The sequence below is a fragment of the Chitinophaga sp. CCNWYY40 genome, assembly GCF_037483205.1.
Lineage (GTDB): Bacteria > Bacteroidota > Bacteroidia > Chitinophagales > Chitinophagaceae > Chitinophaga > Chitinophaga ginsengisegetis.
In genome coordinates, this window is the sequence record NZ_JBBHLF010000002.1 from 625,650 (window position 1) to 646,536 (window position 20,887).

The window sequence follows — 20,887 nt, forward strand, 5'->3', positions numbered from 1 at the left end:
ATTATGTCAGGCGAAGATAAAAAGATACCAAGAAGAACGATACTGAGAGCAGCGGCAGTTTCCGCTGCTGCGGCGTTAATGGGCGCTTCCAGGGTGCAGCGTGGCACAGATACTACCGCCACAGGAAAAGACACTACCTATATTGATCCTACGAAAATCACGGGTACACTTCCCGGCAAACTGGGCACCCGATCCCCATTTGAGCAGCCGGTAAAAAAGCCTTCGGATATTTCTTCCCGCACACCGTTGCAGGACCTGTATGGCATTATCACCCCGTCGGATCTTCATTTTGAAAGAAGTCATGCTGGCGTGCCGCTTATCCATCCTGATAAATACGAACTGCTGATTCACGGGATGGTGGATCGGCCTATGATCTTTACCTTGCGCGATTTAAAGCGTTTTCCGGCGGCATCCCGTATCGCCTTTATCGAGTGCTCAGGCAACTTCAGATCGGGCAAGGAAACCATGACGCCGCAGGAAATTTGTGGCCTCACCAGTCAGAGTGAATGGACCGGTGTAATGCTGTCCACTCTTTTCCGCGAAGTAGGCGTGCATCCAAAGGCCACCTGGTTCCTGGCAGAAGGCTCTGATGCCGCGGTGATGACCCGCAGTATTCCCGTGGAAAAGGGCTGGAAAGACGCTATGATCGCCTATGGGCAGAATGGAGAGGCGATCCGCCCGGAGCAGGGTTATCCTGCGCGGTTATTTCTGCCGGGATGGGAGGGGAATACCAATGTGAAATGGATCCGGCGCATCGAATTATCGGACCAGCCCTTTATGACGCGGGAGGAAACGTCCAAATACACGGAAACCATCCGGGATCATAAGATCCGGCAGTTCAGCTTCGATATGGATGCCCGTTCTATCATCACCTATCCGTCGTTTCCGCAGCAGGTGGAAAAGGGCTGGATAGAAATCAGGGGCATCGCGTGGAGTGGCCGCGGAAAAATTGATAGCGTGGAAATCAGTACTGATGCGGGGAAGCACTGGACCAAAGCGGTATTGCAGGAGCCGGTAATGGACAAAGCACATACATATTTCCGTCATCTCTGGTATTGGGACGGGCAACCCACAGAGATCATGAGCCTTGCGGTAGATGACACGGGCTATCGTCAGCCAACATTAAAACAACTGATCCAGGCGCGGGGTACAGACATGGGCGGGTATCATGTGAACCCGGTTACCGCATGGGTGCTGAAGAGAGATGGCACCGTGTTGTTCAAGCCGGAAAAATGGAAGTGATCTTACTCAAATAAGGTAAGTTCATCGCGGGTAACTGCGTGAAAAAGATTTTGCAGCTGGTGTACATGTACAATGGCGCGGCCATAGGGTACCAGTCCTTTCGCGGCATCTGTAAGCGGCTGGAATACTTCGTTTTCGTGCCTGATATGCACGCTGTGCAGCCGGTTATACTTTAGGGAATATACATTTACATCTTCGCCGTAGTCGGGATCTCCTTTGATAAAGCCAAATCTCAGCAGGAGGTCCACATCCAGCACCATCGGGTTTACTTTTGCATAGGGAAGTTTGCTGAGCGGCAGTCCTGAATTATACACAAAACCCTGCAAAATGCCTTCTACTACAAAGGCTGTTTCTTCCATGTTATAATCAAAGTAGGATACATAGTTGCCTATCCGTATGTCTGATTCTTCTATCATGTTTTATCTTAATAAAATATAATCAGCAACAGGGTGATCAACGCCGGTAATGCCTGTACGAAAAAGATTTTTTTATCGGCGGTAAGTGCTCCGTATATACCGGCAACGGCTACACAACCTAAAAAGAAAGCGGCTACCCGTAAGCTCCATACCGGGTCTGAAATAAAAAAGGTCCAGGCGAGGCCGGCAGCCAGGAAACCGTTGTACAGGCCCTGATTAGCCGCCAGGGCTTTGGTAGGAGGAAACAGCTCTTTGGGCAGTTGCTTGAATATTTTAGGCCCCCTGCTGGTCCATGCGAACATTTCAAACCAAAGGATATAAAGATGTTCCAGCATCACAAAAGCAATCAGTATTTTGATGAGTACCAGCATAGTGTTGTGGTTTATAAATAAATATAGGTCAAATTATTCTTTCTGCAAGCCAGGCAACTGCCAGCGCCAGGAGGGTGCCCACGGCATAACATACGCAGTCGCTCCACAGGAATCCATGTCCCAGCAAGATGCCGGCAGGCGTGTTCCGGAACTTCACGGCCCATTCGGCCTGGTATAGCTGCTGTATTTCTATCAGCAGGCAAACCACGTAGTTGCCGATGCCAATTTTCCACAGTGGGGCGACCGGAAAAAGGAAACGGATGCCAAAAAAGATACAGGTGGCCGATAATACATCGCCTCCATATATACGTATGATGTCAGGGAAATATTGAGGAGCCCACCTGGTGGCGAGTCCTAAAGGGATATTCAGTAAAATAAGGAAAAAGTAAATCCAGCGCCTTTTTGCTACCATAGGTAAAAAAGCGGTAAATATAGCAAAGAAATCTGGAATATGAGTGTGGTCAGGAGAGAGAAAAAGGGACCTGTGGCCCCTTATGCGATGCAATAACCCGGGTGATCGGGTTATTGCTGATTATCACTTTCAACGCTACTTTTCTTTTTTCCGCGGTTGGTTCCGCCTTTACGGCCAATAGCGGCCATGTGTTCACGGTTTCTGCTAACGGCTTCACCGCCTTTTTTGCCTGCAGCACGGGCTTCTTCAGAAGTGAATTTGTGGGCAACACCTTGCTGGTGTGCAGCTTTTCCACCTTCTCTTGAAATGGCACGTTGCTGTTCAGGGTCCATAGAAGCAAATCCGCGTTTACTGTGTTTACTCTTTTGATCGGAGTTCTTTTCCGAAACATGATTAACCGGCATGGCAGTTTGATATCTGATGTCTTCCATAATCCTGAGGTTTTTTTTAGTGATAGTAGTTAAACATTTACGCTAACCCGGAACAAGATATGTGCCATCACGGATCAGCCACGCTGGTAGCGGACTTGAGGCTCATGGGGATATGAAATGGGGCAATACATTCCACAATCCATAGAATTTTCCACACACTTTTATTGTCCATTCTACAGTTTTTAAAAAGGAACTCCCTCATTTTCCGTGGCTTATATTTTGTTTTTGCTTCAACGTTATTTCTTTTCTTAACCCATCTAAATTTTTTTGTTATGGCAAAATATTCAAAAGAATCACAGAATAAAGTGAAAAGAAGTATGCACGAAATGCATGAAGGAAAACTGAAAAGCGGAAGAAGCAATAAAAAGGTTACGAATCCTAAGCAAGCTATCGCCATAGGTTTGTCTGAGGCCCGCGAAGAAGGAGCAAAGGTGCCTGAAAAACCGGCGTCAAAAAAATCCACTACCAGGAAATCCACCGCAAAAAAAGCAGCGCCCAAAAAAGCAGCAGCGAAAAAATCTCCCGCTAAAAAAACAACCGCTAAAAGAGCCGCACCTGGAAAAGCTGCGGCCAAAAAATCTGCCGGAAGAAAAACGGCTGCTAAGAAAACAACGGCCAGAAAAGCTACTGCAAAAAAAGCAGCGCCTAAAAGAAAGTCAGCCGCCCGTAAAAAATCAGCCGCAACTGCATGAATAACGGGCTTTCCGGGTCGTTTTGTACGTTCAATATATACAAAAGGACCGGTGACTGGACAGCACCGGTCTTTTTTTGTGGTATATCGCTTGCAGGATTTTAAGTATGGAAAAACACAGCATTACTGTGATCATCAGAGGGAAGCCCTATGGGTTGATTATTACGATCGACAAGGGCGCTCTGGAAACAGCATTTCAAGTGATTCCTGATGTGAGCGAACATGTGCTCGATGAATTTGAACCCCATAGTACTAGCTTTACTGCTGATCACGAAGATACGCTTGAGGGAAGCATCCGCACGGTAGAAACCGAACAGATTGCCCGCATTATCTGGGAAGATATTCTGGATAAAATGAAATAAGGCTTTGTTGCTTAATCACTACGGTTGTACCTTCGCAGCAAAGCGAGTATGAATTGCTATGATGGTAACCGATAAAACCTATAAGAACGCTAATCGCAGGGAAAGGGTCATATTCCTCGTAAAACTGCTGATATACCTGGGCATTGTTTATTTTAACCTTGAACACCCTGCCGTATATGATAAATTTACATGGCTGTTTAAACTCACCAACGCGCTCTCTTTTTTCCTGGGCGCCAATCTGGTTATCTCCCTGGCCTGGCTGGTGATTCTCTCCTGGTATACCCGCCGCCGTAACCGGCAGCGGCCTATTGAAAAGGATAATTTTATTCTTGGGATCAACCGTATTTCCTCTGTTTTAAATACCATTTTTCTCCTGCTGGCCATCACCTTCTTTTTCGGCGTAAACCCGCTGAAATTTGTTACCAGCATCACTATCGTGGCAGCCGCCATTGCCCTCATTACGAAAGACTATATCGCCAATATGATCAATGGCCTCATCATTATGTTCTCTGATCAGTTGTCGCTCGGCGATCATATCCGCATCGGTGAAGTAAAAGGCAGAGTGATGGATATTACCCTCATTAACCTGGTATTGCAGAATGATGACGATGATATTGTTATTATTCCTAATTCGGTAGTGTTTACTTCTATTGTATTGAACCAGTCCAAACAAAACATCCGGAAACTGACCATTGAATTTGAACTGGATCATAAACACCCGTTTACGATCCGCGGACTGGAAGACCGGCTGAAACGCTCAATAGATGCCTATTCCCGCAGTTATACACCCGAAAGTTTTTCCCTGAAAACAATCGAGATCAAAAAAGACTTTGTACAGTTTAAAGTACAACTGCTGATGCCGCAAACCAACAAGGAAACGGAACGCCTCATCAGGCGGGCGCTCAACACCGAGATCATGGCCATTGCAGAGGGCGTAAATTAAACCAACGCCATCGCGCCAACGAAGCTGTCCACAAATTCATCTACCTGCGCCTTACTTACGTTAGGCATGCAAATGATATGCGAACAACCGCTTTCTGAAGCCAGCTGCCACTTCCGGCGGATGCTTCCGGGAGGATCCGGAAACACCACCGTAATAGCATCGGGGTTGCGCCATGCCGGAATGCCGTTTTCGTTGAGGCGTTCCACGGCATGTGCAGCTACTGTTAAACTGTGCCTGGCCCTTTCCTGCAAACCTTCCACACCCAGGCTTTTCAGTGCATACCACAGGAACAATGGACTATGGCCGTTTCTTGAACCGGTAATGGTGGTGTCCATACTCCCGATATACGCCACCGAGCGGGCAATCCGGTCGCGGTTGGATTTTCTCGCAATCACCACACCACAGGGGATGGGCGCGCCAATAAATTTGTGACCGCTGATGGCAATACTATCAGCCCCGTCCGCAAAATCAAAAGCGGGCCGCGGCTCCAGGAAAGCGCTGTAGCTGCCGGACAGCGCCCCATCTGCATGAATATAGTGATGACGTATTGCCAGGTTCTTCAAAATACCCTTGATCCTTTTTACATCATCCCGCGCTTCGGTCATGGTAGTACCAATATTTGCCAGCATGATCACCGGCAGATGCCTGTTCATACGGATGGTATTTTCCAGGTCGTCGTAATCTATTTCGCCATTGGGCAATGTGCGGATAATAATTCCCGGCATATTGAGCAGATGGAGGTTCTTTTGCACACTGTAATGAGTGGCTTCGGAATAATAGACCATCCCTTTGGGATACAGCTCCCGCGCAAGGTATAAGCCATATAAATTGCCTTCAGAACCGCCGTTGGTAACATATCCCCACCAGTCGTCTTCCGGTGCGCGGAAAAGGCCGGCAAAAAAGGAAACAACGTATTTCTCCATCTCCCTGGATCCCACAGCATAAGTGGCGGGCACAAAAGGATCACCGAGGTTATTCAACGGATATTGTAAAAAAGGCAGGAGGGGACTATAATCAAAATCTTTGGATACAGGATATCCCAGGAAATCCCTGGTACGTGTTTGTACCTGCGCTAACAGTTCATTCAGCGCTGCGGCATCTGCCGCGGCCAGCCGGTACTCTTTCATAATCGTATTTTACAGGTGTATGATGCTGTAAAAGTAAGTATTGATAATCTGATTGAACTGGTATAATAATATAATTAGAAAAGATATACTACTTTTAAGTTTCTGGAAGATAAATAGCACTGCCCGGCCACCGCCGGACATCTTTTAAAAGAAAAATATAACTACTATGGATACACTGGATAAAACAGACCGGAAAATACTGGAGGCACTACAGGCAGATGCCCGCCTGAACACCAAAGAAATTGCGCATCGTATAGGGCTGTCCGTTACTCCCACCTATGAACGGCTTAAAAAGATTGAGAAAAGCGGGGTGATCAAAAGCTATGTAACCCTGCTGCATGGCGATAAAGCCGGCAAAACACTGGCGGCCTACTGTAATGTATCGCTGCAACTGCACTCACTGCCGCTGATAAAGAAATTTGAAACCGCTATCGCAAAAATGGAAGAAGTGATGGAGTGTTATCACGTGGCCGGTACCTACGACTACCTGTTGAAGGTAGTGGTAAACGATATGCGCAGCTACCAACATTTTTTAACCAATAAACTGGCGGCCATTGAAAATATCGGGCAGGTACACAGCTCTTTCGTAATGACGGAAATTAAGCACACCACAGCTTTCCGGCTGGGATAGTTATCGCCTCAGCACACTCACGCCGCCCAACGGATGATCCTGTACCACCACCGTATAGGCGCGGGGGGTAGGCTCCGGTTCTTCAGACAGGGGAACGGTAAAGGAAAAACTGCTGCCGCTGCCAGGCATACTGTTAAACCAGATCCGCCCGTGATTGCGTTCTACAAAGTCTTTGGAGAGATGCAGCCCAAGTCCGCAGCCTTTTTCATTCTGCGTACCGGTAGTAGAGTAGTAGATGTTGGAGAAAATACGGTGCTGGTTTTCCACGGGAATACCGGTACCATTGTCTTTTACCGTGATTTCCGCCTGCTCATTATCATGTGTGGCGGTAATCAGTACTTCACCGCCGGAAGGGGTGAACTTAATGGCGTTATTGATCAGGTTACGCATTACCAGCCTGATCATATCAGGATCTGCGTATACCATAATGCATTCGTTCAGTTCGTGCGACAGCTTCACTTCTTTTTGCCGCGCCAGGGTTTGCAGCAGCTCAAATTCGCGGTTTAATAGTAAGGTCACATCAAAATCATCCGCTTTCACGCCAATACCTTTCATCTGGTTGCTGGCCCATTGCAGCATATTGTCCATCATGTAGGCCGTATTTTTTACGTCCCTCCATAATTCATCAGTATAGATGCGGAACTGCGCCGCATCAATTTTTTCATCTTTCAGTAAAAAGAGCAGGCCTTCCAGGATGGCCAGCGGCGAACGCAGATCATGTGAAATAACCGAGAATATTTTATCCTTTACCTGGTTGAGATTTTCCAGGGTAGCGTTTTGTTCCAGGATAATGCGGTTCTGCATGGATACTTCCCGGTTCTTGTTATTCAGTTCAAGATACAGCTCCTGTTGCCTTTTATAAAGGCGGTACACCATCACGGTAATCAGCAGCAACGCCAGGAAAAGCGCCGCGGCAGACAGTACCAGCACCCGCTGTTGCTGTATGGTAGCGAGGTGCATGTGTTGTTCCTTCTTCAGTAAAATATTTTCGCGTTGCTTTTTTTCAGATTCATATTTCTCCTGCGAGCGGGATATCAGCCGGCCTTTTTCGGCGTTGAAAAAGTCGATGTTCCGGTTACTGAATTCCTTATAGCTCTCAAAGGCGGCGGCATAGTCTTTCCGGGCAGAATCCAGCTCATAGCGGATCTTGTAATAGATCATCTCATTTTTCACATTGCCCAGCGTATCATTTAACAGTTTCGCTTTTTCCAGGTTTTTCGCTGCGCCTTTCAGATCGCCCTGCATGGTTTGTATTTCAGCGAGGTTCAGGCTGGATTTCACCACACCGGGTAAATTGCCGGCATCCTGGTAATAGGTATTGGAAAGCTGGTGATAGCGCAGCGCATCATCATACCGGTGCCGGAGCATGGCTACAATACCCATGTTTTCATAGGTATAGGCCAGTCCGCGCTGATCATGCAGTTCCAGCTTTATTTTCTCGGCCTTCTCCAGGAACAGCATCGCAGAATCTGGTATTTTCAGGGAGATATATGCGGAGCCAATATTATTGAGGGTCTTGGCAATTTCTGTTTTTTCGTTTCTTTTCAGCTTTATTGCCAGGGCCTTTTTAAGATAAATGAGTGCATCTCGCGGGGTATTCAGTTCTGTGAAAATATTCCCCACATCGTTATTCAGTACGCCCAGGGTATAAGAATCGCCCAGGGCTTCCGCCAGTTTCAGGGCATTGAGGGTCAGCTGCATCTGTTGATCCAGGTGTCCTTTGGTATTTTCCACGAGGGCAAGGTTGCGCCAGGCCCATATTTTTCCTTTGGTATAATGAAGACTATCGCTTAACCGGAGCGCTTCGGCGCCATATTTTGCTGCAGTGGGGGCGTCTATAGTGAAATACGTCCTGGCCACCTGGTTCAGCAGGTTCACCCGGGTGGTATCGTTTTGTGAATGGGAGTGCAGTACTGCCAGCAGGCTGTCGTTGATAAACTGTTGCGCTGTTACCGCAGGCGACAGCAAAATCAGACATAATGGGATTAAAACGCTCTTCTTCAAAGGACTGGCCGGCAGCATATGTAATAGTGTTGGCAGTGACAAGGGTGGAGCGATTCGGGGACGGTCCACTTTAACATAGGTTAAAATTAAAGATAATGTGCCACGATTCAAAGTAAGTTGAGAAAAAAGTGAGGAATGGGGCGATGAATTTAGTGTTATGACCCTATAAATCAATTATGGTTGTATCTTTCTGCAAAGTTTAGTAACGATGAAACCGCTCATTACCATAGAATATTGCCCGAAATGCGGCTGGCTGCTTCGTGCCGCCTACATGGCCCAGGAACTCCTCACCACTTTTACAGATGAATTGGGAGGCGTTACCCTTCGTCCCAGTGAAATTGGGGGCTCCTATATTATCTGGCTCGGCGAAGAAAAAATCTTCGACCGCAAGGAAAGCGGGCATTTCCCGGAAATCAAATTCCTGAAACAGCTGGTACGGGATCAGGTGAATCCTGAAAAGAGCCTGGGGCATTCGGACAGACCATGATTTCAGAGAAGAGGATCCCGGAATGCGATCCTCTTCTCTAAAATCTTTACATTTGCACCCTATGCGTAAAAACCTCCATATCACGGCTTTATCACTTTTATTAGCAATAGGCGCAAAGGCTCAGCAGGATAGCACTATCACAACCCCTTCTTCTTCACGGGAAGGGCTATACGACAGCGTATGGTTACGTAAGCGGAGCTTCTTTCCGTTGCCGGTGCTGGGCTATTCCCAGGAAAAAGGACTGGAAATCGGCGCCGCCATGTTGTATTCTTTTTATACAGATAACAAGAATCCCGACAGGGCTACCCGGAACTCTACCCTCAACCTGATCCCCGCAGTTACCACGGAGAGCCAGTTTAAAATCGACCTGAAAGCAAATATCTGGACCCGCAGCAATACCTGGCATTTTAAAAGCAATCTCCGGTATCATAATTACCCGCTCTATTTCTCTGGCATCGGCGATACTACCCATTACGATAACCGGTCGCTGGTAAACAACAGCCGCTATAAAGTACAGGTGGAAGGGGAGCGGCGCATCAGCGGACACTTTTACGCAGGTGCCTCCATATTATACCAGCATGACACGTACAGCAGCGGCGATGATAAAGGCATTTACACTACCATGCCGCTTACCGACAAAGAAGGGGGATATGTTACCTTTCTCGGGCTCACCGGTATTTTCGATAACCGCGATAATGAAAACTATGCCCGCCGCGGTTCCTGGCTGAAACTCAACCTGGCATACGCACCTTCTTTTTTAAGCAAACATCCGCTCTTTAAAATAGAAGCACAGGGTTCACATTTCCTGTCCATCTCCCGCAAAAGCACACTGGGCTTTAACGGCATCTTCAATAGTCTCCAGGGCAATGAGCTGCCCTTTTACCTGCTGCCTGAAATGGGGAACGACCTGATCATGCGCGGCTATTACACCGGCAGGTACCGTAACCAGAACTACCTGGCCGGGCAGGCGGAATACCGTTATCTCATCGATCCTAAAATGCGCATTCATATCTGGTTTGTGGATATCAAACCAAAATTTGCACTGGCTGCATTTGCCGGTACCGGCACCGTATTCGCCAACCGTGATTTTCGTTTCGGCGGATTTAAACCAAGCTATGGCGCCGGAATCCGTTACTTCTATGACGAAAATGCAAGGCTCACTATTCGTATAGACTATGCCGTTGGTGAAAAACGCAGCGGTGAATCCAGGCAAAAAGGATTGTATCTGTCTCTGGCGGAAGCATTCTAACTGAATGCTTCCGGCGATGGTTATGTGGTAATAATTTGTTAACTTTCAATAGATTAAATACCATACTCCAAAACCATCGCATATGAAAAATCTATTCCTGCTAGGGGCAGTCGCCATGCTTTTGATTGTTACCCACAGCACCCAGGCACAGGACAATTCCAGCACAAGCTCTTCTTCACACTCAAAATTTTATCTGAAAGTTGTAGGCGGTTATTTTTTCAGCGTATCCCCGGGGCAGTTCCCGAATGTTGGCCCATATCCACCGCAGGATCTGCATACTGAATTTGGTGCATCCGGCCTGGATACCATTAGCCGTAAGGTGCTTACAGGCTCTTACGGAGAAGGTTTCAGGGCTGGTCTTTCTGTCGGCTATAATATCAATAAATATTTTGCGGTAGAAGGAACCTTTAACTATTTCCACAGTAAAAAAAATCTGATGACCCGTCAGCGTGCTACTATGGCTGGTTCCGGCAAGGAACTGGGCCATGTGGAGTCGCACGGATATGTAAACGCAATTGATTTTGCACCCAGCCTGGTGGTAAGTCCGGGCCTGGAAAAAGTAAATCCATATGTGCGCTTCGGTGTTATAGTGCCGTTATGGGGCCGTCTCTATATTGAAACCGATGCTACCCAGGTGTCCAGTCCTGCCGGTATTCCTCCGGGTACGCAGGTGGTTACCAATATCAACAGGAAAGAAGCAATTAAGCCTAATCCTACTGTCGGTTTCCAGGGCGCATTGGGCGTGTCTTTTACGGTATCGCCCCGCTTTGATATTTTCGTGGAAACGGAGTACAAAAATGTACCGGTGCGCAGTAAAGAAAAAGAGATCACCGAGTACAATGAAACCAATACGCTCATCAATGGTACCACTGGTGCGGTGGTGCAATCGCTGCCAGGCCGTACCGTCAACGATTTGTCGGTAGCGGAAAAGAATACAAAATATGTAACCACGCTGGATCAGGGCTCCAATACACCGGTAAACCAGCAGGGCACCAAAGTGATTTATAAAGATGATAATAAACCGGCCAATGACCTGAAATCCTATATCAATATCGGGGGACTGGGATTGAATGCAGGATTGAAATTCCGGTTGTAACAATAAACAAACAGATAAAAAAGGGAAGGCTAAAAACCCTCCCTTTTTTTATGCACTTGCTTTATCGAGTAATGCCACCGCTGCTGTATCCAGCTGGAGCTGCACCCCGTTCATCAACTCATGCAGCTGTTCTTTACTGGTGGCACTGGCAATAGGCGCCGCCACCGCAGGGCGTGTAAGCAGCCACGCCAGTGCAACACCAGCCGGTGTGGAGTGATATTGCGCGGCTACCTGGTCCAGCGCCGCCAGGATTCGGAGCCCTCTTTCATTGAGATAGCTGAGTGCTTTCTGCCCGCGGGCCGCACTCTTGCCGGTATCGGCGGCTGTGCGGTATTTGCCCGTAAGAAAACCACTCGCCAGTGAATAATAATTGATCACGCTGAGGTGATGTTCTTCGCAGATCTTTGCATATTGCCGCTCATAATTTTCCCGGTCGTACAGATTGTACTCCGGCTGAAATGTTTCATACCGTGGCAAGCCGTTTTGCTTACTGGCTTCCAGGCTTGCCAGCAGGCGGGCAGCGCTCATATTGGAAGCGCCGATAGCTCTGACCTTACCTGCTTTTATCAGCGTATCATAAGCTGCCAGCGTTTCTTCTACAGGAGTCGCCTCATTATCAAAATGTGTTTGGTAGAGATCTATATAATCTGTTTGCAGACGCTTCAGGGAAGCCTCTGCGGCTTTGAGGATATAAGCTTTGCTCACATTTTTGCCCTCGCCCATATCGCCGCCTGCTTTAGTGGCCACAATTATTTTGTCCCGGTTGCCGCGGTCACGCATCCATTTACCGATAATGGTTTCAGATTCGCCACCCGAATTTCCCGGTACCCAACGCGGGTATACGTCTGCGGTATCTATAAGGTTGAAACCAGTTGCAGTAAATTCATCCAGTAATGAAAAAGAAGTGGATTCATTGGCCGACCAGCCGAATACATTGCCGCCAAAGGCCAGCGGGGCTACCAATAGCCCGGATTGTCCCAGTTTCCGTTTTTCCATAATAATTTTTTTTATTGATTCATACTACGGGTACATCCCGTACGTAATTTAACTACTTTTGTCTTTCACCGACTAATTTTTATGCCAGAACAGATGCCTGCTATTTCTCGTGAAGATTTTAACTGGTTAACACAAACCTATGGGAAGGAGAGTGGCTACTCCCATATAGATACCAAAGAAAGCGTGGTACACGAAATATTCATGGATAAGGTACTTATCGGTACTGCCTTCCTGAATTGTGCTTCTTATGAGCTTTCTTTTGGTACGCCGGGATTGCACATCCGGAAAAACAGGCTGGATAATTATAAGTTGCACGACAAAGCAGTGCTCATCCCGGATGAGATGAATGAGGAAGATGAAGAGGAACTGTTGCTCCGCTGGTCCGCTCTCATGCAGGAACTAAAGATGCTGGAAAACCTGCACGGTCTGTCCAATGCCCGTGAACCACTGGTACAGCTATATCTCGATATCTTTAATGAAGACGATGCCGAGGAGCAGATCAGCCATTTGCCGGATATCGTGCTGCCAAATGCCACCGCCATCTGGGAAGAATTATATACTGCATTATCAGCCACCGGCAACGTGGTGGAATTTGAATGGCAGCAGTTTGCAGAAAGCGGCATCAGCGCGCTGAATGAACTTACCCCTTTACGACAGGCCGGTATAACACTGAAAGCCCCGGATGCGGCTGATTTTGAAGCCATCATCGGCGCGGAAGATTTCGCCAAAGGTGTGCTGGACTTTGTAAATGATCAGCTGGATGAACACGATCTGAAAATAGTAGCAGCCGGCACCAGCCTGGATGAATATCAATCCTTCACCTGCCTCAATATGCAGGATTTCCGCCTTGCCAATGCCCTGCTGAAAATGGAAGAACTCTGTCTCATTTGTTTTTTTTAAGACATTAAAATCCGGTTAAAAAAATACATACCGGCTACCGAAGCCCGTACTTTTGGATATCTTAGTAAATTCATTACAGTATACCACATGAAATTATTCCGGCATTTATTTTTTGTATTAATCGCGGTGATGTTCTTGCCACAGGTGCAGGGGCAGGCCGGGAGGATACAATTAAAAGGCACGGATAATATTCACGCCACCACCGGCATCACGTTTAAAGCGGTGGAGAAAGCGCCCCGGTTCCGCGCTACCATTAACCGGTTCAAACGCCGCCCCGTTGGTATCAACGACAGCTACGGCCACGAAAAGGTTTGCCCACTTTTATTGTCGGCGGTTACTACCCGGTTTATTTATGTAGACAAAATCCTCAAAGGATATTATTTCAATCCTTACCTCAGCGTACCCACGCCGCTAAGAAGCTGGAGAGGCCCACCTGCCGCCTGATAACCCGTTTTATCATTTTATTTATTTCATTTTCTTTTTTAGCGATTTATGAACTTACATAGGATCGTGAAGAAGAGGTGTTGGTGGTTGCTATGTATTGTCCCCTTCACTTCTTTATTCGCACAATCTGCAGCGGATAGCTTTTCGCTGCAGCGGGCTATTGCGCTTACCCTCGCACATTACCCCGCTATAAAGGCCAAACAGGCCCAGGTAAACGCCGGCCAGGCCAGCCTTACAGATATTAAACACAATTGGTACCCGGCCATAAAACTGCACGACCAGGTAGATGCCGGTACAGACAACAGCATTTACGGATCTTACTTCACATTGGGGATGATCCCTTCCACATCAGGTGGTATCCGCGCAGAAAATAACAGCGCCTTAATGAGCGGTAACATCGCAATGGCAGCCATGCAATGGGAGATCTACAACTTCGGCGCCTATGGCAGTGAACAGAAGGAAGCGGCCCAGTCACTGAAAGTACAGCAAACAGATCTGAACAATACGGCTAACCAGCTTACGGTATCGGTTATTCAAAATTACCTGGAACTGCTCCGGCTATACGCATTGCAGCAAATAGCCACAGACAATATCCAGCGTAATGCAGAAGTGCTGAAGGCGGTTACGGCCACCGTGCTGCATGGCCTCAAACCCGGGGTGGACAGTGCCATCGCAGCCGCAGAGTTGTCGAAAGCAAGACTCACGCTGCTGGATATAAAAAACAACTACAACCAGGTACGCATTCAACTGGGCGTTTTTACCGGTCTTGATACTGCACAGATACAGCCCGATACCGTTAATAACAAACGCTTACCGGTACTGCTGGGCAGTGAAGCGCCGGATAGCCTGGCTGCCCATCCTATGCTGGCATATTACAATGCCGTATACCAGCAACAACGCGCCGCCGCCGATGTGATCCGCAAATCACGGCTGCCAAAAGTAAACCTGATGGCAGCAGGATGGATGCGCGGTTCCAGCGGATCATTCAATGATGTATATGATAAGAATCTGTGGAGCGGCCTGGGATACAGCAGGTACAACTATTTACTCGGACTGGGAATCACTTACAATCTTACTGACCTGAAACGCACACATGAAAAAGTAGCCGTACAGCAATACCGTTCGGAAGTAGCCGCGCAACAACTGGCCACTACCCGCACTACGCTCAGCGGCTTACTGCAACAGGCGCAGTCGGATATCCAAACATCGCGCGATAAGCTGAAGGAGCTGCCTTTGCAACTGGCCGCCGCACGGGCTGCAGCACGGCAGAAAATGGCGCTGTATAAAGGAGGACTCACCAATATTATTGATGTCACCACCGCTTTGTTTGTGCTGAACCGCGCGGAAACAGACCTGGTACAAACCCGCGACGCCGCCTGGAAAGCACTGTTCCGTGCCGCTTACGCGGGCAATACTATTTCACAACTTTTACCTGATCTGAACTAAACGCTATTCATTATGTCATTTGTATCTTCGGCACTGAAGAAGCCTATTGCAGTGGTGGTGATCACCGGCGGGTTGCTGCTTTTTTCTTTGCTGTCTGTTTTCAATATACCCATCGACATCTTTCCGAAATTAAACCTGCCCACTATCTATGTGATAGAGCCATACGGGGGGATGTCGCCGCAGCAGATGGAAGGCTTCTTTGCCACCCGCCTGCAGGATCAGTTCCTGTATGTAAATGGTGTAAAAAGTATTTCTACGAAAAACATACAGGGGTTAACGTTACTAAAGCTCACCTTTTATGAAAATACAGATATGGCGGAAGCCTCCGCCCAGGTGGCATTACAGGTAAACCGGGCCATGAAGTTTTTTCCGCCGGGAGCACTGCCACCGCAGGTAATGCGTTTCGACGCATCATCTCTTCCTGTGGGAGAGCTGGTGTTCAGCAGCCCGAAAAAGTCGCTGAAGGAAATTTACGACCTGGCCGCTACCCGCATCCGGCCTATGTTTGCTTCCGTACCCGGACTATCAGCGCCACCGCCTTTTGGCGCCAACTCCCGGTCGGTGGTCATTAATGTTGATCCGCAAAAGCTGCGCAGCTTCAACCTCAGCGCTGATGAAGTAGTAGAAGCCATCGCAAAAAATAATGTGATGACACCCTCCGGCAATATCCGTATCAACAACACCATGTTCGTAACCACCATCAACTCCCTCGAAAAGGAGGTGGCCGGCTTTGGTGACATTCCCATTGTGACCAATGGCAATAACAACGTGTTTGTACGCGATGTGGCCCGCGTGGCCGACGCCACGGATGTAACGGTGGATTATGCACTGGTCAACGGTAAGCGCTCGGTGTATATCCCCGTTGTAAAAACGGCCGATGCCTCCACCTGGGACGTGGTGAAAACACTGAAATCCAAAATCCCGGAAATGCAAAGCCTGCTGCCGGACGACGTAAACGTATCATACGAATTTGACCAGTCGGTGTTTGTGATCAATGCCGTGAAAAGCCTCATCACAGAAGGCGCACTGGGCGCGTTGCTCACGGGGCTGATGGTACTGCTGTTCCTGCGGGACCTGCGCAGCTGCCTGGTGGTGGTAGTCACCATACCGGTGGCGGTGTTGTGCGCGGTAATGGGGCTTAAACTGGCCGGGCAAACCATTAACATCATGACGCTGAGCGGCCTCGCACTGGCCATTGGCATCCTGGTGGACCAGGCCACGGTGACTATTGAAAACATCCACCAGCACCTGGAAATGGGTAAATCCAAACGGCAGGCGATTTATGATGCGTGCGAGGAAATTGCATTCCCGCTGTTGCTCATCCTGCTTTGTATCCTGGCGGTATTTGCGCCGTCATTTATCATGACGGGCGTACCTCGCGCCATGTTCCTGCCACTGTCGTTATCCATCGGTTTTGCGATGGTAGCTTCCTATTTCGCGGCGCAAACACTGGTGCCGGTTATAGCCAACTGGTGGCTGAAGGCAGATAAATACCAGCATCATGCGCACGCCGTGATGGCACTGGATGCGGAAGAAGTAAAAGAAGTGAATGAACACCTGCAACAGGCCACGCGGCACCCGGAGAAAGCAACGGGCTTCGAACGCTTCAAATCAGGCTTTATGCGGGTGCTCGAAAGCGGTATGAATAAATCGCGTGTAGTCGTTACTGTTTATATCATTGGTTCGCTGCTGCTGGCAAGTGGTTGCTATGTATGGATAGGGAAGGACCTCATGCCCCACATCAACGCCGGGCAGTTCCAGCTTCGTTTACGCATGCCCGATGGCACGCGCCTGGAACGTACGGAAACCGCACTGCATGAAGTGCTGGCAGTAGTGGACAGCACCGTGGAAGGACATGTGGCCATCAGTTCCGCTTACGTGGGACTAATTCCCAGCAGCTACGGTACCAGCAACCTCTATATTTTTAACAGCGGCACGCACGAAGCGGTGTTGCAGGTGAACCTGGAGGAAAACTATAAGGTAAATATCGAAACACTGAAAGATCAGCTCAGGAAGAACATCACGGCAAAAATACCGGAGATGCGGTTGTCTTTTGAGCCGATAGATCTCATGGAAAAAATTATGAGCCAGGGAGCCGCTACACCCATAGAAGTAAGGGTGGCCGGGAAGGATATGCAACAGATCTCGACGTATGCACAACAACTGGTGAATAAGCTTCACGACATTCCATTTCTGCGGGATGTACAGATTGCGCAGCCACTGCATTTCCCGGTGATCAGCATTCACATCGATCGCCTTAAACTGGCGCAGATGGGGTTAAACATTTACCAGGTGGCCCGCTCTGTTACCGCATCCACGTCCTCCAGCCGCTTTACCGAAAAAAATCAGTGGCTCGATGAAAAGGTGGCCTATACCTACCAGGTGCAGGTACAGGTGCCGGAGTATAACATGACGGCATTAAATGACCTGAAAGAGATCCCGCTGGTGCAAGGCCAGCCGCGGCCCGTACTGGCAGACGTTGCCACTTTTACCCAAACGGAAATGCCGGGGGAATACGACCGTTCCGGCCCGCGTAGGTTCGTTACCGTTAGTGCCAATATTTCCGGTAAAGATCTGGGTGCTGCCACCGCCGCCGTACAACAGGCAATCCGGGAAACCGGCACGCCGCCAAAGGGATTGATCACAGAACTGAAAGGCGCTTCCAGTCTCCTCGTGGAAACGCTGAACAGCCTGCAGAACGGGCTGATGATAGCGGTAGCCGTTATCTTCCTCTTGCTGGCGGCCAACTACCAGTCGTTTAAATTATCACTGGTGGTACTTACTACCATCCCGGCGGTAATTGCAGGCGCGCTGATTGCATTGTTGCTCACGGGCGCTACGCTGAACCTGCAATCTTATATGGGCATGATCATGTCTACCGGCGTGTCGGTGGCCAATGCCATCCTGATTGTTACCAATGCGGAAAAGCTCCGGATGGAATACCACGATGCCCGGAAAGCGGCCATTGTGAGCGCCGGCGTAAGATTGCGCCCCATCCTGATGACCAGCCTGGCCATGATTGCAGGGATGATCCCGATGGCGAGCGGCCTCGGGGAAGCTGGCGATCAGACAGCCCCGCTGGGCCGCGCCGTTATCGGCGGACTGATAGCTTCCACACTCGCAGCCCTGCTCATATTGCCACAGGTATATGCACTGATGCAACGTAAAACAGGCTACCAGTCGCCTTCCTTAATGCCGGACAACGCCAATGTTTAAAATAAAATCTAACATGATGAAGCATTCTAAATATTATCTGTTCACTGTAAGTATGATCGTTATCATGGCTGCCTGTAATTCAGCCGCTATGACCGATAAAAAGAAAACAAGTAAAGACGAACGTCATTATACCCTTGCAACAGCGGTACAACGGCCCCTGGCAGGGAGTATCCGCCTGCCTGGTACGTTGGCTGCCTTTCAGAAAGTAAGCATCTACCCGCGGATTAATGGTTTTGTAAAAAGTATTTCGGTAGACCGTGGCTCCAAAGTGAAGAAAGGACAGGTACTGCTGGTGCTGGAAGCGCCGGAAGTAACCCAGCATTACTACGCGGCACAATCCAAATACCTGCAGGCAGCGGCCATGTTCGCCTCCAGCAAAGATAACTACGAACGCACCGTGGCCACAAGCGAAGAACCAGGCACCATTTCCCCGCACGACCTGGAGCTGGCCAAAGCCCGCATGCTGGCCGACAGCGCATTAATGAACAGCGAACAGGCCAATTTCCGCGCACAGGAAGTGAACCGCGGCTACTTAACCGTTACGGCGCCCTTTGATGGTGTGATCACAGAACGCAATATCCATCCCGGCGCGCTGGTAGGGCCGGATACCAAAGTTGATGATAAGCCCATGTTGATGCTGGAGCAGGAAGATAAGCTGAGGCTGATGCTGGAGGTGCCCGAAATATACAGCGCGCAGCTATCGGAGCAACCGGCAATTACATTTGAGGTAAACGCTATTCCCGGTGAGCATTTCCAGGGTACCATCGCCCGGCAGGCAGGCACACTGAATGATAAATACCGCTCTGAAGCTGTAGAAATAGATGTACAGAACGCGAAACGGTTACTCAAAGCAGGAATGTATACGGAAGTGATGCTGCCGCTGAAAGGCTCGGCGCAGGCGCTGCTGGTGCCCGCCAGCGCCATTGTAATGTCTACGGAAAAAAAGTATGTCATCGCCGTAAGGAATCATCATACAAAATGGATTGATATAGAAGAAGGCAATCACCACAATGATTCCACGGAAGTGTTCGGCCGCCTGCAGGTGGATGAACGGGTGATTGCGCCTGCAACAGATGAAATTAAAGAGGGTATTATGATTCCGTAAATGCGGTTCCGGCGTTTTTTTTGTAACCATACCATAAAACCATGACTTATGACGATCAAAAAAAGCACTTCCGAAAAGCGTGAGCTGAAAGAAACAAAGCGTAAGAATGAAGCACTGGCCCCGGCAAAAGGCGGCGCCAAAAAGGAAAGGAACGACGACCGGAACAATGTACTGGAAGGATACGACGAAGACGAATATGATCAGAAAGATATAGCAGACAGCAAGCGCAGAAAGAAAAGCCAGGGCTGAAAAAAAAGTGCCGTCCCGAGGAATCGGGACGGCTTTTCTGCTAACTGTTCCGTCTATATTGATTTTCTTATGTTCTTATTAAAAAAAGAGAACAAATAACATCCACCTAGTAATCAATAACGGATTTACCTGTTGTTCAACTAAAAAAAGTTTTTAAAGAAGGCAATAAGATTCCCTCACGCTTTTTACGTGAAGAGTTTCAATAGGATAAAATGGTTTTGGATTTTTTGAATGATGCGTAATGACAGTCATAGCGGGCTAACGCTATGTGGATGATGGCTGCTATCTTCTTAAATATTCTTTCCTTTTTGTTTTTACCCTAAATAATCCTTTTAATGCGCATCTGAAATAATAACACGAAACGATTTAAAATTGTTCTCTGAAAAACTATTTTAAAAATTAAAAAGTTCGCGGATGCCGAGGGCAAACATCTGAACGCCGATAACGGCCAGGATAAGTCCCATCATTTTTGTGATCACCATCATGACGTTGGTGCCGATAATTTTTACAATGCGTTCACCTGCAATAAAGAGGAGATAGGTGATATAACATATAAATGCATAAATGCCTATTACAATTGCGAGATGTGTGAGATCTTTAGCCGCTGAATAGCTCATAGAAGTGGTAATAGCGCCGGGGCCTGCCAGCAGCGGCATCGCCAGTGGGGTAATGGCTACGCTGATTCCCTGGTCGGCCTTCACCGGTTGCGTACCGAGTTTTGGATTCTCATTTTTATTCTCCTTTTCTCCGCGTACCATTTCATATCCAATCACAAAAACAAGGATACCGCCGGTAACCCGCAGTGCAGCCAGCGTGATGCCAAAAACATGAAAAATGAGTTTGCCCGCCACACTGAAAACAAGAATAATACAAAAGGCAATGATCACTGATTTGGTGGCAATGTTTCGCTTCGCTTTTTTATCCATATTGGATGTCAGCTCCATGAAAACAGGGATGGCTGAAACAGGATTTACAATTGCCAGTAATCCCATAAATACGGTAGTCGCAAACGCGATATAATTATCAAATAATGCCATCATATCAGCAATATAATAAATTTTATTTATCA

At 48.3% G+C, this 20,887-nt stretch carries 22 protein-coding genes; 14 read left to right on the forward strand and 8 right to left on the reverse strand.

The window, feature by feature from the left end; translation table 11 throughout:
- The first annotated feature begins 3 nt into the window (after positions 1-3).
- Entirely contained in the window at positions 4-1,242 is a 1,239-nt protein-coding gene (gene soxC / locus V7S65_RS08140; protein WP_336388591.1) for a sulfite dehydrogenase, read from the forward strand.
- Between the two features lie 2 nt (positions 1,243-1,244).
- Here the strand turns inward: soxC and V7S65_RS08145 are convergent, their stop codons facing one another.
- From V7S65_RS08145 to V7S65_RS08160, 4 genes are all read right to left on the reverse strand, one after another.
- Entirely contained in the window at positions 1,245-1,658 is a 414-nt protein-coding gene (locus tag V7S65_RS08145; protein WP_336388590.1) for a hypothetical protein, read from the reverse strand.
- Positions 1,659-1,666: 8 nt separating this feature from the next.
- On the reverse strand, positions 1,667-2,029 hold the full coding sequence (locus V7S65_RS08150; protein WP_079471825.1) for a DUF1304 domain-containing protein: 363 nt from the start codon (positions 2,027-2,029) through the stop codon (positions 1,667-1,669).
- Positions 2,030-2,057: 28 nt separating this feature from the next.
- Positions 2,058-2,441, reverse strand: coding sequence for a ribosomal maturation YjgA family protein (locus V7S65_RS08155; protein WP_336388589.1), 384 nt, complete (start codon positions 2,439-2,441; stop codon positions 2,058-2,060).
- A gap of 110 nt (positions 2,442-2,551) precedes the next feature.
- Positions 2,552-2,872, reverse strand: a complete 321-nt coding sequence (locus tag V7S65_RS08160) for a KGG domain-containing protein (RefSeq protein ID WP_200817321.1) — start codon at positions 2,870-2,872, stop codon at positions 2,552-2,554.
- Between the two features lie 272 nt (positions 2,873-3,144).
- Here V7S65_RS08160 and V7S65_RS08165 point away from each other — a divergent pair, with 272 nt between their 5' ends.
- From V7S65_RS08165 to V7S65_RS08175, 3 genes are all read left to right on the forward strand, one after another.
- Entirely contained in the window at positions 3,145-3,564 is a 420-nt protein-coding gene (locus V7S65_RS08165; RefSeq protein WP_079471827.1) for a DUF6496 domain-containing protein, read from the forward strand.
- Between the two features lie 106 nt (positions 3,565-3,670).
- On the forward strand, positions 3,671-3,925 hold the full coding sequence (locus tag V7S65_RS08170) for a hypothetical protein (RefSeq protein WP_079471828.1): 255 nt from the start codon (positions 3,671-3,673) through the stop codon (positions 3,923-3,925).
- 58 nt (positions 3,926-3,983) lie between these two features.
- Entirely contained in the window at positions 3,984-4,868 is an 885-nt protein-coding gene (locus tag V7S65_RS08175) for a mechanosensitive ion channel family protein (RefSeq protein ID WP_336388588.1), read from the forward strand.
- On the opposite strand, the gene V7S65_RS08180 is transcribed toward V7S65_RS08175, so the two are convergent.
- The gene (locus tag V7S65_RS08180; protein ID WP_336388587.1) at positions 4,865-5,995 is read right to left on the reverse strand and encodes a histidine decarboxylase; all 1,131 of its coding nucleotides are present in this window, start codon (positions 5,993-5,995) and stop codon (positions 4,865-4,867) included. The genes V7S65_RS08175 and V7S65_RS08180 overlap by 4 nt on opposite strands.
- A 166-nt stretch (positions 5,996-6,161) precedes the next feature.
- Here V7S65_RS08180 and V7S65_RS08185 point away from each other — a divergent pair, with 166 nt between their 5' ends.
- Entirely contained in the window at positions 6,162-6,626 is a 465-nt protein-coding gene (locus tag V7S65_RS08185) for an Lrp/AsnC family transcriptional regulator (RefSeq protein WP_079471831.1), read from the forward strand.
- Here V7S65_RS08185 and V7S65_RS08190 read toward each other — a convergent pair whose 3' ends face one another.
- Positions 6,627-8,699: a tetratricopeptide repeat-containing sensor histidine kinase gene (locus tag V7S65_RS08190; protein WP_336388586.1), complete on the reverse strand. Its 2,073-nt coding sequence runs from the start codon at positions 8,697-8,699 to the stop codon at positions 6,627-6,629. It abuts the gene before it with no gap.
- Positions 8,700-8,838: 139 nt separating this feature from the next.
- Between V7S65_RS08190 and V7S65_RS08195 the strand changes: the two genes are divergently transcribed.
- From V7S65_RS08195 to V7S65_RS08205, 3 genes are all read left to right on the forward strand, one after another.
- On the forward strand, positions 8,839-9,117 hold the full coding sequence (locus V7S65_RS08195) for a SelT/SelW/SelH family protein (RefSeq protein WP_079471833.1): 279 nt from the start codon (positions 8,839-8,841) through the stop codon (positions 9,115-9,117).
- 61 nt (positions 9,118-9,178) lie between these two features.
- Entirely contained in the window at positions 9,179-10,366 is a 1,188-nt protein-coding gene (locus V7S65_RS08200) for a hypothetical protein (protein ID WP_336388585.1), read from the forward strand.
- Positions 10,367-10,448: 82 nt separating this feature from the next.
- Positions 10,449-11,462: an outer membrane beta-barrel protein gene (locus V7S65_RS08205; RefSeq protein ID WP_336388584.1), complete on the forward strand. Its 1,014-nt coding sequence runs from the start codon at positions 10,449-10,451 to the stop codon at positions 11,460-11,462.
- 48 nt (positions 11,463-11,510) lie between these two features.
- On the opposite strand, the gene V7S65_RS08210 is transcribed toward V7S65_RS08205, so the two are convergent.
- The gene (locus V7S65_RS08210; RefSeq protein WP_336388583.1) at positions 11,511-12,458 is read right to left on the reverse strand and encodes an aldo/keto reductase; all 948 of its coding nucleotides are present in this window, start codon (positions 12,456-12,458) and stop codon (positions 11,511-11,513) included.
- A 93-nt stretch (positions 12,459-12,551) separates the two neighbouring features.
- Here V7S65_RS08210 and V7S65_RS08215 point away from each other — a divergent pair, with 93 nt between their 5' ends.
- The 6 genes from V7S65_RS08215 to V7S65_RS08240 all read left to right on the forward strand — a co-directional run bounded on the left by V7S65_RS08215 (position 12,552) and on the right by V7S65_RS08240 (position 19,818).
- Positions 12,552-13,358: a DUF6630 family protein gene (locus tag V7S65_RS08215; protein WP_336388582.1), complete on the forward strand. Its 807-nt coding sequence runs from the start codon at positions 12,552-12,554 to the stop codon at positions 13,356-13,358.
- Positions 13,359-13,445: 87 nt separating this feature from the next.
- Positions 13,446-13,802, forward strand: coding sequence for a hypothetical protein (locus V7S65_RS08220; RefSeq protein ID WP_336388581.1), 357 nt, complete (start codon positions 13,446-13,448; stop codon positions 13,800-13,802).
- A 66-nt stretch (positions 13,803-13,868) separates the two neighbouring features.
- Positions 13,869-15,248 carry a TolC family protein gene (locus tag V7S65_RS08225; RefSeq protein WP_336388580.1) on the forward strand — a complete coding sequence of 460 codons (1,380 nt, stop codon included), beginning with the start codon at positions 13,869-13,871 and terminating at the stop codon, positions 15,246-15,248.
- A gap of 12 nt (positions 15,249-15,260) precedes the next feature.
- The gene (locus V7S65_RS08230) at positions 15,261-18,464 is read left to right on the forward strand and encodes an efflux RND transporter permease subunit (RefSeq protein ID WP_336388579.1); all 3,204 of its coding nucleotides are present in this window, start codon (positions 15,261-15,263) and stop codon (positions 18,462-18,464) included.
- Between the two features lie 13 nt (positions 18,465-18,477).
- Positions 18,478-19,569, forward strand: a complete 1,092-nt coding sequence (locus tag V7S65_RS08235) for an efflux RND transporter periplasmic adaptor subunit (protein ID WP_336388578.1) — start codon at positions 18,478-18,480, stop codon at positions 19,567-19,569.
- A gap of 48 nt (positions 19,570-19,617) precedes the next feature.
- The gene (locus tag V7S65_RS08240) at positions 19,618-19,818 is read left to right on the forward strand and encodes a hypothetical protein (protein ID WP_111578155.1); all 201 of its coding nucleotides are present in this window, start codon (positions 19,618-19,620) and stop codon (positions 19,816-19,818) included.
- A gap of 392 nt (positions 19,819-20,210) precedes the next feature.
- On the opposite strand, the gene V7S65_RS08245 is transcribed toward V7S65_RS08240, so the two are convergent.
- Positions 20,211-20,858 (reverse strand): MarC family protein, encoded by a 648-nt coding sequence (locus tag V7S65_RS08245; RefSeq protein ID WP_200817322.1) that lies wholly within the window; start codon positions 20,856-20,858, stop codon positions 20,211-20,213.
- Positions 20,859-20,887: the final 29 nt, after the last annotated feature.

What these genes read in the sequence shown, in the direction of transcription:
- V7S65_RS08205 (WP_336388584.1), top strand. Translation starts at nt 10,449, where the DNA reads ATGAAAAATCTATTCCTGCTAGGGGCAGTCGCCATGCTTTTGATTGTT.
- V7S65_RS08235 (WP_336388578.1), top strand. Translation starts at nt 18,478, where the DNA reads ATGATGAAGCATTCTAAATATTATCTGTTCACTGTAAGTATGATCGTT.
- V7S65_RS08145 (WP_336388590.1), bottom strand. Translation starts at nt 1,658, where the DNA reads ATGATAGAAGAATCAGACATACGGATAGGCAACTATGTATCCTACTTT.
- V7S65_RS08245 (WP_200817322.1), bottom strand. Translation starts at nt 20,858, where the DNA reads ATGATGGCATTATTTGATAATTATATCGCGTTTGCGACTACCGTATTT.
- V7S65_RS08210 (WP_336388583.1), bottom strand. Translation starts at nt 12,458, where the DNA reads ATGGAAAAACGGAAACTGGGACAATCCGGGCTATTGGTAGCCCCGCTG.
- V7S65_RS08200 (WP_336388585.1), top strand. Translation starts at nt 9,179, where the DNA reads ATGCGTAAAAACCTCCATATCACGGCTTTATCACTTTTATTAGCAATA.
- V7S65_RS08185 (WP_079471831.1), top strand. Translation starts at nt 6,162, where the DNA reads ATGGATACACTGGATAAAACAGACCGGAAAATACTGGAGGCACTACAG.
- V7S65_RS08155 (WP_336388589.1), bottom strand. Translation starts at nt 2,441, where the DNA reads ATGGTAGCAAAAAGGCGCTGGATTTACTTTTTCCTTATTTTACTGAAT.
- soxC (WP_336388591.1), top strand. Translation starts at nt 4, where the DNA reads ATGTCAGGCGAAGATAAAAAGATACCAAGAAGAACGATACTGAGAGCA.
- V7S65_RS08180 (WP_336388587.1), bottom strand. Translation starts at nt 5,995, where the DNA reads ATGAAAGAGTACCGGCTGGCCGCGGCAGATGCCGCAGCGCTGAATGAA.
- V7S65_RS08150 (WP_079471825.1), bottom strand. Translation starts at nt 2,029, where the DNA reads ATGCTGGTACTCATCAAAATACTGATTGCTTTTGTGATGCTGGAACAT.
- V7S65_RS08195 (WP_079471833.1), top strand. Translation starts at nt 8,839, where the DNA reads ATGAAACCGCTCATTACCATAGAATATTGCCCGAAATGCGGCTGGCTG.
- V7S65_RS08160 (WP_200817321.1), bottom strand. Translation starts at nt 2,872, where the DNA reads ATGGAAGACATCAGATATCAAACTGCCATGCCGGTTAATCATGTTTCG.
- V7S65_RS08170 (WP_079471828.1), top strand. Translation starts at nt 3,671, where the DNA reads ATGGAAAAACACAGCATTACTGTGATCATCAGAGGGAAGCCCTATGGG.
- V7S65_RS08240 (WP_111578155.1), top strand. Translation starts at nt 19,618, where the DNA reads ATGACGATCAAAAAAAGCACTTCCGAAAAGCGTGAGCTGAAAGAAACA.
- V7S65_RS08215 (WP_336388582.1), top strand. Translation starts at nt 12,552, where the DNA reads ATGCCTGCTATTTCTCGTGAAGATTTTAACTGGTTAACACAAACCTAT.
- V7S65_RS08230 (WP_336388579.1), top strand. Translation starts at nt 15,261, where the DNA reads ATGTCATTTGTATCTTCGGCACTGAAGAAGCCTATTGCAGTGGTGGTG.
- V7S65_RS08165 (WP_079471827.1), top strand. Translation starts at nt 3,145, where the DNA reads ATGGCAAAATATTCAAAAGAATCACAGAATAAAGTGAAAAGAAGTATG.
- V7S65_RS08175 (WP_336388588.1), top strand. Translation starts at nt 3,984, where the DNA reads ATGATGGTAACCGATAAAACCTATAAGAACGCTAATCGCAGGGAAAGG.
- V7S65_RS08220 (WP_336388581.1), top strand. Translation starts at nt 13,446, where the DNA reads ATGAAATTATTCCGGCATTTATTTTTTGTATTAATCGCGGTGATGTTC.